The 16,048-nt window shown below is 60.6% G+C and carries 22 protein-coding genes and 3 pseudogenes; 10 read left to right on the plus strand and 15 right to left on the minus strand.

What is annotated here, in order from left to right; all coding sequences use genetic code 11:
• Positions 1-203: 203 nt before the first annotated feature.
• From GGI60_RS11800 to GGI60_RS11825, 6 genes and pseudogenes are all read left to right on the plus strand, one after another.
• Entirely contained in the window at positions 204-962 is a 759-nt protein-coding gene (locus GGI60_RS11800; protein ID WP_183915880.1) for a DsbA family protein, read from the plus strand.
• Between the two features lie 151 nt (positions 963-1,113).
• Positions 1,114-1,551 (plus strand): type II 3-dehydroquinate dehydratase, encoded by a 438-nt coding sequence (gene aroQ, locus GGI60_RS11805; protein ID WP_183915882.1) that lies wholly within the window; start codon positions 1,114-1,116, stop codon positions 1,549-1,551.
• A gap of 20 nt (positions 1,552-1,571) precedes the next feature.
• Positions 1,572-2,045 carry an acetyl-CoA carboxylase biotin carboxyl carrier protein gene (gene accB / locus GGI60_RS11810; protein WP_183915884.1) on the plus strand — a complete coding sequence of 158 codons (474 nt, stop codon included), beginning with the start codon at positions 1,572-1,574 and terminating at the stop codon, positions 2,043-2,045.
• Positions 2,046-2,049: 4 nt separating this feature from the next.
• Positions 2,050-3,405, plus strand: a complete 1,356-nt coding sequence (accC, locus tag GGI60_RS11815; RefSeq protein ID WP_183915886.1) for an acetyl-CoA carboxylase biotin carboxylase subunit — start codon at positions 2,050-2,052, stop codon at positions 3,403-3,405.
• 7 nt (positions 3,406-3,412) lie between these two features.
• On the plus strand, positions 3,413-4,027 hold the full coding sequence (aat, locus tag GGI60_RS11820; protein WP_183915888.1) for a leucyl/phenylalanyl-tRNA--protein transferase: 615 nt from the start codon (positions 3,413-3,415) through the stop codon (positions 4,025-4,027).
• Between the two features lie 76 nt (positions 4,028-4,103).
• A pseudogene (locus tag GGI60_RS11825) lies at positions 4,104-5,031 on the plus strand (DUF2167 domain-containing protein).
• Positions 5,032-5,255: 224 nt separating this feature from the next.
• Here GGI60_RS11825 and GGI60_RS11830 read toward each other — a convergent pair.
• From GGI60_RS11830 to gatB, 5 genes and pseudogenes are all read right to left on the minus strand, one after another.
• Complete coding sequence (locus GGI60_RS11830; RefSeq protein ID WP_183915889.1) at positions 5,256-5,696, minus strand: DUF2155 domain-containing protein; 441 nt, start codon at positions 5,694-5,696, stop codon at positions 5,256-5,258.
• Positions 5,697-5,808: 112 nt separating this feature from the next.
• Positions 5,809-6,207: an NADH:ubiquinone oxidoreductase subunit NDUFA12 gene (locus GGI60_RS11835; RefSeq protein ID WP_004671258.1), complete on the minus strand. Its 399-nt coding sequence runs from the start codon at positions 6,205-6,207 to the stop codon at positions 5,809-5,811.
• A gap of 102 nt (positions 6,208-6,309) precedes the next feature.
• Positions 6,310-6,778 (minus strand): annotated as a pseudogene (locus tag GGI60_RS11840) (N-acetyltransferase family protein).
• A 3-nt stretch (positions 6,779-6,781) separates the two neighbouring features.
• A pseudogene (locus tag GGI60_RS11845) lies at positions 6,782-7,286 on the minus strand (N-acetyltransferase family protein).
• A 3-nt stretch (positions 7,287-7,289) separates the two neighbouring features.
• The gene (gatB, locus tag GGI60_RS11850) at positions 7,290-8,792 is read right to left on the minus strand and encodes an Asp-tRNA(Asn)/Glu-tRNA(Gln) amidotransferase subunit GatB (protein ID WP_077993918.1); all 1,503 of its coding nucleotides are present in this window, start codon (positions 8,790-8,792) and stop codon (positions 7,290-7,292) included.
• Positions 8,793-9,055: 263 nt separating this feature from the next.
• Here gatB and GGI60_RS11855 point away from each other — a divergent pair, with 263 nt between their 5' ends.
• Together GGI60_RS11855 and GGI60_RS11860 are read left to right on the plus strand one after the other, a co-directional pair.
• The gene (locus GGI60_RS11855; RefSeq protein ID WP_183915891.1) at positions 9,056-9,232 is read left to right on the plus strand and encodes a hypothetical protein; all 177 of its coding nucleotides are present in this window, start codon (positions 9,056-9,058) and stop codon (positions 9,230-9,232) included.
• Positions 9,233-9,239: 7 nt separating this feature from the next.
• Positions 9,240-9,614 carry a VOC family protein gene (locus tag GGI60_RS11860; RefSeq protein WP_183915893.1) on the plus strand — a complete coding sequence of 125 codons (375 nt, stop codon included), beginning with the start codon at positions 9,240-9,242 and terminating at the stop codon, positions 9,612-9,614.
• A gap of 78 nt (positions 9,615-9,692) precedes the next feature.
• On the opposite strand, the gene GGI60_RS11865 is transcribed toward GGI60_RS11860, so the two are convergent.
• Complete coding sequence (locus GGI60_RS11865) at positions 9,693-10,199, minus strand: GNAT family N-acetyltransferase (RefSeq protein ID WP_183915896.1); 507 nt, start codon at positions 10,197-10,199, stop codon at positions 9,693-9,695.
• A 310-nt stretch (positions 10,200-10,509) separates the two neighbouring features.
• On the opposite strand from GGI60_RS11865, the gene GGI60_RS11870 reads away from it, so the two are divergent.
• The gene (locus tag GGI60_RS11870) at positions 10,510-10,767 is read left to right on the plus strand and encodes a YjhX family toxin (protein WP_097579117.1); all 258 of its coding nucleotides are present in this window, start codon (positions 10,510-10,512) and stop codon (positions 10,765-10,767) included.
• A gap of 51 nt (positions 10,768-10,818) precedes the next feature.
• On the opposite strand, the gene GGI60_RS11875 is transcribed toward GGI60_RS11870, so the two are convergent.
• The 6 genes from GGI60_RS11875 to GGI60_RS11895 form a co-directional block, all read right to left on the minus strand.
• Positions 10,819-11,094 carry a hypothetical protein gene (locus GGI60_RS11875; RefSeq protein WP_183915898.1) on the minus strand — a complete coding sequence of 92 codons (276 nt, stop codon included), beginning with the start codon at positions 11,092-11,094 and terminating at the stop codon, positions 10,819-10,821.
• A gap of 22 nt (positions 11,095-11,116) precedes the next feature.
• Positions 11,117-11,368 carry a GNAT family N-acetyltransferase gene (locus tag GGI60_RS31950; RefSeq protein WP_312862801.1) on the minus strand — a complete coding sequence of 84 codons (252 nt, stop codon included), beginning with the start codon at positions 11,366-11,368 and terminating at the stop codon, positions 11,117-11,119.
• The gene (locus tag GGI60_RS31955; RefSeq protein ID WP_246720369.1) at positions 11,298-11,612 is read right to left on the minus strand and encodes a hypothetical protein; all 315 of its coding nucleotides are present in this window, start codon (positions 11,610-11,612) and stop codon (positions 11,298-11,300) included. Before GGI60_RS31955 ends, GGI60_RS31950 begins: the two co-directional genes overlap by 71 nt.
• Positions 11,603-13,084: an Asp-tRNA(Asn)/Glu-tRNA(Gln) amidotransferase subunit GatA gene (gene gatA, locus GGI60_RS11885; protein WP_183915900.1), complete on the minus strand. Its 1,482-nt coding sequence runs from the start codon at positions 13,082-13,084 to the stop codon at positions 11,603-11,605. The genes GGI60_RS31955 and gatA overlap by 10 nt, the downstream gene beginning before the upstream one ends.
• A gap of 59 nt (positions 13,085-13,143) precedes the next feature.
• Positions 13,144-13,431 (minus strand): Asp-tRNA(Asn)/Glu-tRNA(Gln) amidotransferase subunit GatC, encoded by a 288-nt coding sequence (gene gatC / locus GGI60_RS11890; RefSeq protein ID WP_183915902.1) that lies wholly within the window; start codon positions 13,429-13,431, stop codon positions 13,144-13,146.
• Between the two features lie 69 nt (positions 13,432-13,500).
• Positions 13,501-14,205 (minus strand): metal-dependent hydrolase, encoded by a 705-nt coding sequence (locus GGI60_RS11895; RefSeq protein WP_183915904.1) that lies wholly within the window; start codon positions 14,203-14,205, stop codon positions 13,501-13,503.
• A 113-nt stretch (positions 14,206-14,318) separates the two neighbouring features.
• On the opposite strand from GGI60_RS11895, the gene ruvX reads away from it, so the two are divergent.
• Positions 14,319-14,813 (plus strand): Holliday junction resolvase RuvX, encoded by a 495-nt coding sequence (gene ruvX / locus GGI60_RS11900; RefSeq protein WP_183915906.1) that lies wholly within the window; start codon positions 14,319-14,321, stop codon positions 14,811-14,813.
• Here the strand turns inward: ruvX and GGI60_RS11905 are convergent.
• The 3 genes from GGI60_RS11905 to GGI60_RS11915 form a co-directional block, all read right to left on the minus strand.
• Complete coding sequence (locus GGI60_RS11905) at positions 14,750-15,082, minus strand: DUF6105 family protein (protein WP_183915908.1); 333 nt, start codon at positions 15,080-15,082, stop codon at positions 14,750-14,752. The two genes, ruvX and GGI60_RS11905, sit on opposite strands and share 64 nt — an antisense overlap.
• Positions 15,079-15,252 (minus strand): hypothetical protein, encoded by a 174-nt coding sequence (locus GGI60_RS11910; RefSeq protein WP_170964725.1) that lies wholly within the window; start codon positions 15,250-15,252, stop codon positions 15,079-15,081. Before GGI60_RS11910 ends, GGI60_RS11905 begins: the two co-directional genes overlap by 4 nt.
• A gap of 130 nt (positions 15,253-15,382) precedes the next feature.
• On the minus strand, positions 15,383-16,042 hold the full coding sequence (locus tag GGI60_RS11915) for a TetR/AcrR family transcriptional regulator (protein ID WP_183915910.1): 660 nt from the start codon (positions 16,040-16,042) through the stop codon (positions 15,383-15,385).
• Positions 16,043-16,048: the final 6 nt, after the last annotated feature.

Raw genomic sequence — 16,048 nt, forward strand, 5'->3', positions numbered from 1 at the left:
TTCTCGCTCGGCTTCTTCAATGACGGCCCGACAATTGCCGCATTAATCGGCTCATCACAATCCCGCGAGCGTAACGCGGGGATGAAAAATTCCTGTTTGAGCGGAACCGAACGCCCTCTACCTTGACGTGACGCATTCAAGTCCATTAACCCGGCGACGGCCTTCTCGATCGGAAGACCACCATCGCCGTTGACGAGGATATCATGGCCTTCTTCCTGAAAACCTTCACCGCACTGGCGCTTGCCGCATCGATCGCTCTTCCGTTTCCGGCGGCTGCGCTCGACGACCAGCAGAAGAAGGAGTTCGGCGAGTTCATCAAGCAATATCTGATCGAGAATCCCGAGATCATGCTCGATGTCCAGGAGGCCTTGCAGAAGAAGCAAGAAGCCCAGCGGCTGGCGAAAGCCAACATGGCGATCGAAGAGAACACGACCGACATCTTCGATTCGAAGAACGACGTCACCCTCGGCAATCCGAAGGGCGACGTTACCGTCGTCGAGTTTTTCGATTATAATTGCAGCTACTGCCGTCATGCGCTTCCCGATATGCAGGCGATGCTGAAGAAGGACAAGAACGTCCGATTCGTGCTCAAGGAATTTCCGATCCTCGGGCCGGATTCGGTCGCCGCTCACAAGGTGGCGGACGCCTTCCGCAAGCTGGCACCTGAAAAATACGCCGATTTCCATGTCGCGCTGCTCAGCAGCGAAGGCCGCGCCTCGGACGAAAGCGCGATCGCGGTTGCCGCCTCGCTCGGCGTCAGCGAAGACAAGATCCGCGCCGAGATGGCGAAGAGCCCGAACGACGGCATCGTCCAGGCGACCTACCAGCTCGCCTCCAGCCTCGGCATCAGCGGCACGCCGTCCTATGTAATCGGCAATGAACTGGTGCCGGGCGCCGTCGGGCTCGACGATCTCGAAGCCAAGGTCAAGAATATGCGCAGCTGCGGCAAGACCGCCTGCTGAGCAAGACGGCCGTCCCATCAAATCGCCAAAATCGAAGCGTTTCAGCCATGTGGACAAATGTGGCGCGATTCCTGCCGGGCAATCCGTAAGGGCTTTCATTCAGCCTTCGCCGAGTCTATAGGTTGCCGTCGCGCATTTTACGGAACATTCGATGACGCAAACGATTTTTGTCCTGAACGGCCCCAACCTGAACATGCTGGGTAAAAGAGAACCCGGCATTTATGGCGGCAAGACGCTGAAGGACATCGAGGCGAACTGCAAGGCCGCCGGCCGCGAACTCGGCTTCGATATCGATTTCCGCCAGACCAATCACGAAGGTACACTTGTGGAGTGGTTTCACGAGGCCGACGAAAAGGCCGTCGGCGTCGCCGTCAATGCAGGCGCCTATACGCACACCTCGGTCGCGCTGCATGATGCGATCCGCGCTATTTCCATTCCCGTCGTCGAACTCCACCTATCCAACGTCCATGCACGGGAAGAATTCCGCCACAAATCGATGATCGCGCCGGCATGCAAGGGCGTGATCTGCGGTTTCGGGCCTCACAGCTACATCCTGGCGCTGCATGCGCTGAAGAACATCACGGCATAAGAAGAAGACAGGGCAACACCATGGCTGAAAAGAAATCGGGTATCGATCAGGCACTGATCCGCGATCTCGCCAACATTCTCAACGAGACGGATCTGACGGAGATCGAGGTAGAGCAGGATGACTTGCGCATCCGCGTTTCGCGCAACGGCGCGACGCAATATGTGCAGGCGCCGATCGCAGCATCGGCCTATGCTGCGCCCGCAGCCGCCGCTCCGGCAGCGGCAGGTGCCGCGCCAGCCGCTGCCCCCGCCCGCAATCCTGCCAATGTCGTCAATGCGCCGATGGTCGGCACCGTCTACATGGCGCCGGCTCCCGGCGCGCGCCCCTTCATCGAGATCGGCGCCACCGTCAAGGAAGGCCAAACGCTGATCATCATCGAAGCGATGAAGACGATGAACCAGATCCCCTCGCCGAAGTCGGGCAAGGTGACCGAAATTCTCGTCGATGACGGACATCCCGTCGAATACGGCCAAGCCCTCGTCGTCATCGAATAGGCCCATGCCCATGATTTCGAAAATCCTCATCGCCAATCGCGGGGAAATCGCCCTTCGCGTGCTCCGGGCCTGCAAGGAGCTCGGCATTGCCTGCGTCGTGGTGCATTCCACCGCCGACGCCGATGCCATGCATGTGCGCCTTGCCGACGAAAGCGTGTGCATCGGTCCGCCCTCTTCGCGCGAGAGCTATCTCAATATCCACCAGATCGTCGCCGCCTGCGAGATCACCGGTGCCGACGCCGTGCATCCGGGCTACGGCTTTCTGTCGGAGAATGCCAAGTTTGCAGATATTCTCGAAGCCCATGGCATCACCTTCATCGGGCCGACGGCGGATCACATCCGCATCATGGGCGACAAGATCACCGCCAAGACGACGGCGCTGGAGCTCGGCATTCCCGTCGTTCCCGGCTCGGACGGTGAAGTGAAGACCGAAGAGGATGCGCTGCGGACGGCCGCCGAAATCGGCTATCCCGTACTGATCAAAGCGACCGCCGGCGGCGGCGGGCGCGGCATGAAGGTCGCCAGAAGCGAAGCCGATCTGATCGAGGCCTGGTCGACAGCACGCACGGAAGCGGCAGCCGCCTTCGGCAACGATGCCGTCTACATGGAAAAATATCTCGGCAAGCCGCGCCACATCGAAATCCAGGTATTCGGCGACGGCGAAGGCAATGCCATCCATCTCGGCGAACGCGACTGCTCGCTGCAGCGCCGCCACCAGAAGGTCTGGGAAGAGGCGAATTCGCCGGCGCTGAATGTCGAGCAGCGGATGAAGATCGGGCAGATCTGCGCCGACGCCATGAAGAAGCTGAAATATCGCGGCGCCGGCACGATCGAATTCCTCTACGAGAACGGCGAGTTCTACTTCATCGAAATGAATACCCGCCTGCAGGTGGAACATCCGATTACCGAAGCGATCACCGGTATCGACCTCGTGCACGAGCAGATCCGTGTCGCTTCCGGCGGCGGCCTGTCGGTGACGCAGGACGATGTGCATTTTTCCGGCCACGCCATCGAATGCCGCATCAATGCCGAGGATGCGCGCACCTTCGTGCCCTCGCCCGGCACGATCACACATTTCCATGCGCCGGGCGGCCTTGGCGTGCGCATCGATTCCGGCGCGTATCAGGGCTACAAGATCCCGCCCTATTACGACAGCCTGATCGGCAAACTGATCGTGCACGGTCGCACCCGCGTCGAGTGCATGATGCGGTTGCGCCGCGCGCTCGATGAATTCGTCGTGGACGGCATCAAGACGACGCTGCCGTTGTTTCAGGAACTCGTCTCCAATCAGGATATCGCCAACGGCGACTACGACATTCACTGGCTGGAACACCATCTCGCCAACACGCCGGCGGCATAGGACAGGAATGGCAGGACCGCGCGGGAAGTCACCAGGCATCACCCCTGACATTCTCCTGCGCGCCTATTCCATCGGCCTCTTCCCGATGGCCGAATCCGCAGACGACCCGGAAATCTTCTGGGTCGAGCCGGAATTGCGCGGCGTCTTGCCGCTCGATCGTTTCCATGTATCGAAGAGCCTCGCCAAGAAGGTGCGCCGACATCCCTTCGAGATCCGCATCGACCACGCCTTCGAGCAGGTGATCGCGGCTTGCGCCGAGGAGACATCGGGGCGCCCGAGCACCTGGATCAACCAGACAATCCGATCGCTCTATTCGACGCTGTTCGACATGGGCCACGCCCATACCGTTGAAGCGTGGCACGGCGATGAACTGGTCGGCGGTCTCTACGGCGTCTCGCTCGGCTCGGCCTTCTTCGGCGAAAGCATGTTTTCACGCCGCACGGACTCCTCGAAGATCTGCCTCGTGCATCTGGTAGACCGGCTGAGAGAAAGGGGCTTTACCCTGCTCGATACCCAGTTCACCACCGAGCATCTGAAGAAGTTCGGAGCGATCGACGTTCCGAAGGCCGATTATGCCGCGCTGCTTGCCGCCGCGATGGAATCGCCACACCTGAAGTTTTAGACGCGTTCGATTCATCCCTGCGTTGATTTTCCGACCGATTTAAGTAACTTCCGGAAATGCAATGGGGATAGAATTTTTGAGACGGTATTTTGCGGCGGCGATGCTTTTCGCCTCACTTGCAGCTCAGGCCGAGGCACGTCCCTATCAAGAGATGTTCCCTGGCAGGACCGATTTTTCCGATGGGGAAAATTCGTTACTGGAAAAGCTCGATTTTCAGCAGGGTGTGATCAAGCTGCCTGAGGCGAAGGCGACGCTGAACCTGCCTGCCAACTTCTACTATCTCAGCCCGGCCGACACGAAGACGGTGCTTGTCGATATCTGGGGAAACCCTCCGGCGGCGGCCGATGGAATGCTGGGGATGATCTTCGGCGAAATACGCGCCGACCGACCCGCAATCCTGGGGATCGATCGTCGAATACAACGCGGACGGTTATGTCTCGGACATCGATGCCGCCACGACGAATTACGACGAACTGCTGCAGAACATCAAGGATGCGATCAGCGAAAGGAATCCTGAGCGCGAAAAACAAGGCTTCCCGAAGATCACCCTAGTTGGCTGGGCTTCAGCGCCGCATTATGACAAGCCGGAGCATGCGATGCACTGGGCGCGCGATCTGGTTTTCGGCAACGACACGCAAGCTGAGCACACGCTGAATTATTCCGTGCGGGTGTTCGGGCGCGAGGGTGTCTTCGAATTCGACTTCGTTGCCGGACTCGGACAGCTGAAGGAGATCGAGGCGGTCATTCCGACGGTCACGAAGCTCGTGCAGTTCGACAAGGGGATGACCTATGGCGACTATGTCGACGGTGACAAGATCGCGGCCTACGGCATGGCAGGAATGATCGCCGCAGGCGCTGGCGCCAAGATTGCCGCAAAGGTAGGAGTGCTGGCCCTTGCCCTTGGCTTCTTCAAAAAGGCCGGCATCCTCATCGTCGTCTTGGCCGGCGGTGTGCTTCGTTTTGCCAAAGGACTTTTCAACAGGAACAAGCCCCCGACTGTATAGGCTCGGGGCAGTTCGGTTGAGGAATGGACAAGCGCGACGCGGATACGATTCACCGGAGGGATTGTTTTGTGGTGACGAGGGGCCAGCCGATGCCAATGCCAGTGGATCATAGGCGACGCTCTAATCGGCTGACGCACTTACGGCGTTTAATACGTCAAGGCGACGCACTGTAATTTCGCCGGCATCACCGATACATGACCTGGATGCGTGAATGCCGATCCGGCCTAGCGCGCCGTCGCCTTGGCTCCGTCAGGAGCCGGGACGTCGGAGCTCGTCTTGCAATCCTTCAGCCAGACGTCGTAGATCGGGTGTTCGACGGCGTTGAGGCCGGGGCTGGCGGCAAACATCCAGCCGGTGAAGATGCGGCGGATCTTGCGGTCGAGGGTGATCTCATCAACCTCGACAAAACCGTCGATCTTCTGCGCTTCGGCCTGATCGCGCGAATAGCAGACCTTCGGCGTCACCTGCAACGCGCCGAACTGCACCGTCTCGTTGACATAGACGTCGAAGGTCGTAATTCGTCCGGTAATCTTGTCGAGGCCCGAAAAGACGGCAACCGGGTTTTCGATGCGGGCGGCATGTGCCGCACCGGTCGGAAGCAAGGCCGAGAGCGCCAGCAGCGATCCGGCGGCACGCAGGACCATGTTCCGCGTGAAGAGCTTCATGTACCCGTCTCCAGATAATTTTAAGTTTCATCCGCGGTCAAGCGCGGCCAACCTGCGGGTAAAGGCCAATTGTGGCCAAAAGCCGGGCTTGTGGATCGCCCGGTCAGCCGTCTCAGTTGCCGGGCGTCCAGGCGTCGTAATCGCCGGTGACGCGCGGACGCTCGCCGGGAACCGCGAGAGAGCCCGGCGGGCGGTAAGCCTGTGGCGATCCGGTGAGGTTGGGGCGGTGCGTCTTCTGCCATTCCTTGGCAACGTAGTTTTCCTTGGACGGAGGAACATCGGTGCGATGGTGCATCCAGCCGTGCCAGCCCGGCGGAATGGCCGAAGCTTCGGCATAACCCTTGTAGATTACCCAGCGCTTCGGCAGACCGTAGGAGGACATGCCACCTTCATAATAGACGTTGCCGAATTCATCCTCGCCGACGCGCTTGCCGAAACGCCAGGTCGCAAAACGCGTGCCCATCGTCTGACTGTTCCACCAGGTGAAGGTCTGAACCAGAAGATTCCACATGTCTTTTCCTTGTGCCCGCCAATGCGGACCAAACCAGAATTCGTTTTCTCGCTTATGCCGTCGCCAAGCCGAATTGTCCAGCGATTCCACGAGAGCCAAGGGTCATTTCAAGGCCATCTTGAAGCCCAGATGCGAAGGTTTGAAGCCAAGCCTTTCATAGAAACGATGGGCGTCTATGCGTATCGCATTCGAGGTCAATTGCACAAGGCGCACACCGCGGCCTTTTGCCTCGGCGATGGCGGATTCGATCATCCGAGCGCCGATCCCCTGCCCGCGCATATCGGAGCGCGTCTGCACCGCCTCGATGATCATCGCCGAGGAGCCGCGGCCGGTCAGCGTCGTCGTCAGCATTGTCTGGAACGTACCGATGACCTCGCCGCCGCGCGCGACGACATAGAGCGTCTGGTTGGATGAGGCCTCGATGGCTGTGAAAGCCCATAATCGGCAAAGGCCTCAGGATCCGTCGTATCGCCGTGACCGCCGAGCGCATCGGCGGCAAAGATTGCCACGAGAGCCGGCAGATCGTCCTTCCGCCCTGACGAACGAGAATATCAGGCACCCCGACCTGCATGGCTCAGTGGCCCTTGAGCGGTTTTTCGAAAATCAGCGCCGGAATGCCGGATTGCCCGGGCCCGCTATACTCATTGCGGCCAACTTCGGTGAAGCCGTGCGCCTGATAGAAGGCGATCGCCGTCGCATTCTGCGGCTCCACTTCGAGACGCATGATTTCGGCCGCGGGAAAGCACGTTTTCAAGCTCGGCGAAGATATCGCGACCGATGCCCTGGCGCTGCAGCGCCGGGCTTACATAAAGAAGGTGTAGCATGACCGTTTTCGTCAACGCCTGCGACATCGCCGCATAACCCACGCCGCCGATCTTGCGGCCGTCGTCGGCGACGAGAAATTCGGCATCTTTGCGCGCCAGGCGCGCCTTCAACGCCGCCGGCGTGAAGAGATCGGCGATCAGCTCATCGACCTTGGTCTTGCCATGCAGGTCGTCATAGGTGGCGTGAAAGCTCTCCACCAGCAAGGCGCGGACCTTCTGCAGGTCGCCCTCGCCGGCGGTGCGGACGAAATACACTGCTTATTCCTCGATGCCGAGCTTTGCCTTGACAAGCGCCTGGACGGCCTGCGGATTGGCTTTACCGCCGGTCGCCTTCATCACCTGGCCGACAAACCATGCGGCCATGGTCGGCTTCGCCTTGACCTTTTCCACCTGATCGGGATTGGCAGCGATGATCTCGTCGACGGCCTTTTCGATCGCGCCGGTATCCGTCACCTGCTTCATGCCGCGCGCTTCGACGATTTCGGCGGGGTCACCGCCTTCGGTGAGCACGATCTCGAAGAGGTCCTTGGCGATCTTGCCTGATATGGTTCCAGCCTTGATAAGGTCGATGATGGCGCCGAGCTGGGCCGGAGAAACCGGCGTCTGCTCGATGTCCTTGCCGGTGCGGTTCAGCGCGCCTAGCAGGTCGTTGATCACCCAGTTTGCCGCCGTCTTGCCGTCGCGGCCGGCGGCCACGGCCTCGAAATAATCAGCGATCGCCTTTTCGGAGACGAGCACGGAAGCATCGTAGACCGACAGGCCGAGCTCGCGCACGAAGCGCTCCTTCTTGTCGTCAGGCAGTTCCGGAAGATCGGCTGCCAGCGCGGTGACGAAGGCATCGTCGAATTCGAGCGGCAGCAGGTCCGGATCGGGGAAGTAACGATAGTCGTGCGCATCCTCCTTGGAACGCATGGAGCGCGTCTCGCCCTTGTTCGGATCGAAGAGGCGCGTCTCCTGCTCGATCTCGCCGCCATCCTCGAGAATGCCGATCTGGCGGCGGGCTTCATATTCGATCGCCTGGCCGATGAAGCGGATGGAGTTGACGTTCTTGATCTCGCAGCGGGTGCCGAAAGCCTCGCCCGGGCGGCGGACGGAGACGTTGACGTCGGCGCGCATCGAGCCCTCGTCCATGTTGCCGTCGCAAGTGCCGAGATAACGCACGATCGAACGCAGCTTGGTCATATAGGCCTTGGCTTCGTCGGAGGAACGCATGTCGGGCTTGGAGACGATTTCCATCAGCGCCACGCCGGAGCGGTTCAGATCGACATAGGACATGGTCGCATGCTGGTCGTGCATCGACTTGCCGGCATCCTGTTCCAGGTGCAGGCGCTCGATGCCGATCTCGATGTCCTCGAACTGGCCCTGACGGTCCGGTCCGAGCGAAATGACGATCTTGCCCTCGCCGACGATCGGATCCTTGAACTGCGAGATCTGATAGCCCTGCGGCAGGTCGGGGTAAAAATAGTTCTTGCGGTCGAAGAGCGAGCGCTTGTTGATGCGAGCCTTGAGGCCGAGACCGGTGCGCACCGCCTGCTTCACGCATTCCTCGTTGATGACGGGCAGCATGCCGGGCATGGCGGCATCGACCAGCGATACGTTCGAATTCTGCGGCTTGCCGAATTCCGTCGAGGCGCCGGAGAAGAGCTTCGAATTGGACAGCACCTGGGCATGGACTTCCATGCCGACGATGACTTCCCAGTCGCCGGTGGCGCCGGGGATGAAGCGTTTCGGATCGGGCGTGCGGACGTCGACAAGGGTCATCTGATACTCTTTGCAGGCTGTTCTTTTCCACTGGTGAGGTAAAGGAAATGGCGTGCCGGTGCAAGGCTTTCGCGGCGTTGCATAGCAGCTGCCGCTGGCCGTTTCCTCTTAGGTCGCAAGGCCGCTTTGCGTCGGAGGCTGTATTCCGCACCGGCCCGTCGATCGAAAAGCGTTTCGAGGTCCCAATTGTCGATAGCGCAGTCTTCTCTATCTTCGTCCAAGAACGCCACGGCGATTAGAGGCCCTCAAGCACGGAGGCTCGATTGAAGGATTATCTGCCCTATCTTGCCGGAGCCCTGCTTGGAGTGCTGGTCGCGCTCATCATTTCCGCCTTGTTGACGCTGCAGGGAACAGCGCAGCTCATGCTTTTCGCACTGCTACCGGCCATCGGTGGCGCGATCGTCGAGCGCGTTTCCCAGCGTCGATCCCGCAAGTCGTAGAAGCGCCATGGGAAGGCTGAAGGAGATCGTCATCGACTGCGACATTCCCTCGCGTGTCGCCCGTTTCTGGGCGGCGGCGCTCGATGGCTACCAAGTGATGCCTTATGACGATGCGGAGCTCGCTCGCCTTGCCGAGATAGGGCTGACACCTGAAACGGACCCGACCGTGATGGTCGACGGCCCTGGAACACGCCTCTGCTTCCACCTTCGCCAGGGAGAGCGTCCCGCCCGCAACCGTGTCCACCTCGATATCGCCGCTTCGGATCGCAGACAAGAAGTGGACCGGCTCTTATCCCTTGGCGCGACTTTCGTGCGTGAGACGGATGCATACACGGTCTTGAATGACCCCGAAGGCAACAACTTCTGCGTCACCTCCGAATAGCCTCGCGAACGGCGCCCGGCGGCATTTGCACATGCGTGCCGCACGCAATCATCGGCCTTCTGCGGGGCTTTTGAAACCTCAGAATTCCTGTCCGTATCCGCCGCCGTCGGAGACGAGCTGCTTCGTCAGCCCGACGGAGGGCACGTCGCGGTCGAGCTTCGGATTATAGGCGACCGAGAGCCAGTGGATGCTGTAGCCGTGTTTCCGGAAAAAGCCGATCGCCTCGCTGTTGCCGGAATGGGTCTGCATCGCCGCCTTCGCGAAGCCCCGTTCGGCGATCTCCGTTTCGATGCGCTCGAGAAGCGCCGAACCCAGCCCCTGGCGGGTGAAGACTGGGTCGATCCAGAAATCCGAGATGGTTTCATCCAGGCCCTCGCGCGCCGCCCAGCCGGCGACCTGGCCGTTCTGTTCGACGACGGTTATGGTCAGCCAGTCGTTTTCCACGAAGTTGCGAAAGGCGCTGCGCGCTGCGTCGATCATCGCGTCCGATTCGCCAATCAACGCCATCGCCTTTTGCCAGGCCCTCAGCCCGATCTCACTCAAAAGTTCCGCTTCCCCGTCGCGGGCATTGCGAATGTGGATCAACGACACCTCCGCGTTACCCCTCAACTAGACCATTGAGTCGCGGATATTACCAGTGCCCCCAAAGGGATGACCGGTGGAAACCATGGTTTTCGACCGGTTTTGACCGGCAAAGGCGCTCTTGACCGCTTTTTGCGACCTCAATACAAAACCCTATCGAGGTGTTTTATGTTGAACCTGTCTGAGACCCGGTAAAGGCCCTGCCCGCGAGTTTTCTTGCGCGCATGGGCCCGAAAAAACGAAGCCCTGACGTTCGATGGAGCGTCAGACCGTTTTTGTGCGCCCTGCCGGGCGCGGTACCGGATCTCAACACATGGACATTTCCCGCACGGAGCAGCGCATCCTGCATCTCATGGCCCAAGGCGGCCGCATCGAAATCATCCGCGACGACGACAGGAAGATCGAGAACGTCAGTTGCTTTACCCGCGACGGCTGGCTCTATCCCGGCGTCGACCTCGATCTCTTCCGCAGGCTGAAGCGGCTGAAGGCGATCAAATCGTCAGGCGGCCAGCCCTACCGGATTACCGAAAGAGGGTTGAAGTTGGTCAGATCGCAGCTGGACAACAGATAATCGGGCAATCAACCTGATCGCGCCTCAAACCGGCGCGGTCAGGGCTCGGCCTCAATCCTTCTGAGACAATATCGCTCGCATCGCCGACCATTCGTCGGCCATCGTGCCGGTTCCGCGCGTCTTGCCGGCGCGGCGATACCAATAATCGGCATTCCAGTCGTCGCCCTCGATGCGATGGCAGAGGGCATGGCCCCAGTCGAACGGCCATTCGCCTTCGTGGCGCTGACAGATATCGTGAACCGCCTGCCAATCCGCGCCCATGACGAAACCGCCGGCCGCAAGACGATCGATCGCCTCGATCAGTCGCACAAGATCATTATTCGCCATAAGACCCTCATCTCCGGTTTGGCTATCGATCAGCCAATTGCTTCTCCATATGCACCTTTTCAAGCGGGACGCCCATGCTCTTGGAGAATTCGACACCATGCCAGATGATGGTGAAGCCGCAGCGTTCATAAAGACGGATTGCGCTCTCATTCCTTGCATGTGTGTCGAGCCGGACCGTCGCCAGCCCTTCGGTCGCCATCAGCTCACATAAATGCAACAGCAGAGCCCGGCCGACACCCCTGCCTGATAAAGCGGATGCACCCATCGGACACATAATTCCGTTCGCCTTCCCGCGCACCCCAGCCGACGATTTCGCCCGCCAGTTCGGCAACGAAAATTTCGCCCTTCGTCTCATGTGGAAAGGCGGCGAACTCTTGCTGTACCTTGGCGATCACATGAGGATCGCGATAGCAGTCCTCGAACGCCTCGCCAGCGGCCCATGCGGCGAAGCCGATGGCGCCGACCGCTTCGTAGTCGGCGGGTACTATTATTCGGATCGTAAGATCCGTTACCACCACTTGGCCGGCGTAAACTTGCCGGCAGCCTGCTCGATGACGTAAGCGGTCTTGAAGAGGGTTTCCTCGTCGAAAGCCTTGCCGATCAGCTGCAGGCCGAGCGGCAGGCCCTTCTGGTCGAGACCCGCCGGCACGGCGATGCCCGGCAGGCCCGCCATGTTGACCGTCACCGTGAAGATGTCGTTCAGATACATTTTCACCGGATCGGCGGCGAGGTTCTCGTCGGCGACGCCGAAGGCAGAGGACGGGGTGGCCGGCGTCAGGATGGCGTCGACACCAGCGTCGAAGGCGAGCTCGAAATCGCGCTTGATCAGCGTGCGGACCTTCTGGGCGCGGATGTAATAGGCATCATAATAGCCGGCCGACAGCACATAGGTGCCGATCATGATGCGGCGCTTGACCTCCTGGCCGAAGCCGGCGGCGCGCGTCTTCTCGTACATGTCGACGATATCCTTACCGTCGACGCGCAGGCCGTAGCGCACGCCGTCGTACCGCGCCAGGTTCGAGGATGCCTCGGCGGGGGCGACGATGTAATAGGCAGGAAGCGCATATTTGGTGTGCGGCAGCGAAATATCGACGATCTCGGCGCCGGCATCCTTCAGCCAGGCAATGCCCTGGCGCCACAGGGTCTCGATCTCCTCAGGCATGCCGTCGACGCGATATTCGTTCGGGATGCCGATCTTCATGCCCTTCAGCGACTGGCCGAGGACGGCCTCGTAATCGGGCACGGGGAGATCGACCGAGGTCGTGTCCTTGGCGTCGACGCTTGCCATCGACTTCAAAAGGATCGCGGCATCGCGCACGTCGCGGGCGATCGGACCGGCCTGATCGAGCGAGGAGGCGAAAGCCACGGTGCCCCAGCGCGAGCAGCGGCCATAGGTCGGCTTGATGCCGACGGTACCGGTGAAGGCGGCGGGCTGGCGGATCGAGCCGCCGGTATCGGTCGCGGTGGCGCCGGCGCAAAGATGCGCGGCGACGGCCGCGGCCGAGCCGCCGGAGGAGCCGCCCGGAACGAGCTGCTGGTTGGAGCCCTCAGCCCGCCAGGGATTGATCACCGGGCCGTAGTAGGAGGTCTCATTGGACGAGCCCATGGCGAATTCGTCCATGTTCAGCTTGCCGAGCATGACGGCGCCGTCATTCCAAAGGTTCTGCGTGACGGTTGATTCATAACGCGGCTCGAACCCGTCGAGGATATGGCTGCAGGCCTGGGTGTGGACACCGACGGTGGCGAAAAGGTCCTTGATGCCGAGCGGAATGCCTTCCAGCTCGCCTGCCGTGCCTGCGGCGATGCGCTCGTCCGATCTCCTGGCCATGACGCGGGCCAGATCCGGCGTGACCTTCACATAGGCGTTCAGCCGCTCATTGGCCGCATCGATCGCCGAGATATAGGCGTCGGTGAGTTCGAGTGCGGTGATTTCCTTGGCGCGCAGCTTCCGGCGGGCTTCGGCAATGGTCAGGCTGGTGAGTTCGCTCATCGTGTTTTCGCTTCAGATCTTTAGAATGGCAACAGGGTCGGAAAGAGGCTTTCGACGCCCTATTCGACGACTTTCGGCACCAGGAAGAAATTATGGTCGGTGACCGGCGCATTGGCGACGATATCGGCCGCCTTGTTGCCATCGGTCACCTCATCGCTCCGCTTCTTCATCGCCATCGGGGTGACCGACGTCATCGCCTCGACGCCGTCGACATTGACTTCCGAGAGTTGCTCGACGAAGCCCAGGATGCCGTTCAGCTCGCCGACCATGCGATTTGCCTCGTCCTCGGAGACGGCAATACGGGCAAGTTTGGCGACGCGCTTCACGGTGGCAAGATCGACGGACATGGCATTCTCCGGATAGGATTTTTCCTACCCGCTATAAAGGCCATGTCCGCCCGGTGCAACGGGGTTTCGTCAGATCGACAGGCTCTCGGCAGGCTTCAGCGCCTTCACCTGCGTCTTCGATCCCTCCATGCCGTCAATGAACTTATCAGCGGTCTGATCGATGATCGGGAAGGTCCCGAAATGACAGGGGATCGCGGTCTTGAAGCTGAAATAACGCTGGCAGGCGAGTGCCGCCACCGCGCCGCCCATGGTGAAGCGGTCGCCGACCGGCACGAAACCGATCTCGGGCTGGTGCAATTCGTTGATCAGCCCCATGTCGGAGAAGATGTCGGTGTCGCCCATGGCGAAGATCGAGGCCTCGTCGTCGAAATGCAGCATCAGGCCGTTGGCATTGCCAAGCGCATGCGAGACGCCATCCTCGGTGATCTGGGCGGAGGAATGCAGCGCATTGGTGAAGGTCGCCGAGAAGCCGCCGAAGGTGATCGTGCCGCCGGTATTGCCCATTTCGATCCTATCGACGCCCTTGGAACCCAGCCAGGCGGCGAGATCGGCATTGGCGAGAACGACCGCTCCGGTTTCCTTGGCCAGCGCGATCGTATCGCCGACATGGTCGCCATGGCCGTGCGTCAGCAGGATATGGGTGATGCCTGAAGAAACATCCTTGATATCCTGGCCGGCAAAGGAAGCGTTATGACTGAGGAACGGGTCGAGCAGGATCTTCGCCTTGCCAGTCTCGATGCGGAAGGCGGAATGGCCAAGCCAGGTGATCTTCATGAAATCTCTCCTTACGTGATGCAAAATCTGATTTCGATGGTAAGGACATATCTCATGCGCCGGCGAAGGAAAGCGGCGGCGGCTTCAATTTCTTTTAACGGGATGAAACGGCAATGACGGTGCTCACGATCGAGGATATGGCCCGGGTTCTTGCCCCCGAGCAGGCAATCGCCGGCCTCGATCTCGGCACCAAGACGATCGGGCTTTCGATGTCCGATCTCGGACGGCGGTTCGCCACGCCGCGGCCGGTGATCCGTCGTGTCAAATTCACCATCGATGCGCAGGCGCTGCTGGATTTCGCGGCAACGGAAAAGGTCGCGGGCTTCGTGATCGGCCTGCCGATGAACATGGACGGATCGGCAGGCCCGCGCGTGCAGGCGACGCGCGCCTTCGTGCGCAACATGGAGCAGAAGACGTCGCTGCCCTTCGTCTATTGGGATGAGCGGCTTTCGACGGTTGCGGCTGAACGGACGCTGCTCGAAATGGACGTCTCGCGCGCCAAACGCGCCGAACGGATCGATTCGGCCGCGGCCAGCTTCATCCTTCAGGGTGCGCTCGACAGGCTTTCCTTGCTGGCAAGATCTGCAGGAGAGGAATTCAGCGCCTGACGCGCCTGCCACCAGGCTTTGATCGACTTGCGCTTTCTGAAGCCGAGGAGGGCGAAGACGATGAGACTGTCAACGGCGATCGCCCGGGCAACGAGCGGCGGGATAGCCTCCGGCGGCATGCCGAGCGCCTCGCCGTAGAGCTGGAACGTCAGGTCATGGACCTGACGCGTCAGCATCAGCACGCCAAAATTGATGTCGTAATAGGAGAGCCAGTACCATCCGCCCAGAAAGACAATGGGGCCGGCCCAGAAGATCAGAAACCACTTCATGCGGCCTCTCCTCCATGCTTGCGCGCGACGGGCAGATCGAGGGAGACCAACCACGTCGACAATGCCATGGTGCAAAGCACCAGCGTCGGAATTGCAATATCCAGCGCCAGGATTGCGAAGAACATCATTGCCGTCACCAAAAATGCGGCTTTGGCGATCTTGCTTCCCATGAATGTCAACTGGGGACTCTCACTCGTACCATCTCTGCTGATGGCACAGTGTCGGCTTAACCCGCCCCACGCAACGTAAACCATTTGTTAGGGTTAACGCCGGACCCGCCTCCTGTGGATAACGCGAATGTCAGCCGTAGACGCCACGCACGAGACGCTTCAGCGCTAGTGCCGCCTTCTCCCAGTCCTTTGATGTCTTGAGCGACAGGCCGGCGCATTGGCCGCCGGCGGCCCCGGCAAGCACGAGATGCTGGATTGCAGCGATGACGACGGCGTTGACGGCGGCGGCATCCACACCCTTCGGCGGCGCCAGCGAGCCGCGCATGCGATCCAGCCACAGGGCGAGAGCCTTCGAACGCGCTTCTGAAAGCCGCCTCACCTGCTCGGTATTTTCCGAGACCTCCCAGGCGAGGATGCGGCGCATCAGAGGATCATTTTTCAAGGCGTCGAGCAGAAGCAGCGCCAGCCGCTCCATCAGGTCGCCGTAAGTGAGCAGGAACATGCCGCCGGCATCTTCCGGAATGCGATCCCTCACCCATGTGCCGAGATCGGCGCCGATCGCCTCGACCAGACCGTCAAGGCCGCCATAATAGCGGTAGATCAGCTGCTTATCGCAACCGGCGCGGCGGGCGACGGCATTGATGCCGAAATTCTGGAAGCCTTCTTCCGACAGCAGGCCCTTGGCGGCGGCAAGTATGGCGCGCTCGGTGGCGCCGCGATCGCGCACCCGCCGATCTGACGCCGCCTGGGCGCCGGGCGAACTCTCAAGATTTACCGCTTCATTCAGCATGACCGA

Source organism: Rhizobium lentis, from assembly GCF_014200175.1.
Lineage (GTDB): Bacteria > Pseudomonadota > Alphaproteobacteria > Rhizobiales > Rhizobiaceae > Rhizobium > Rhizobium mulingense.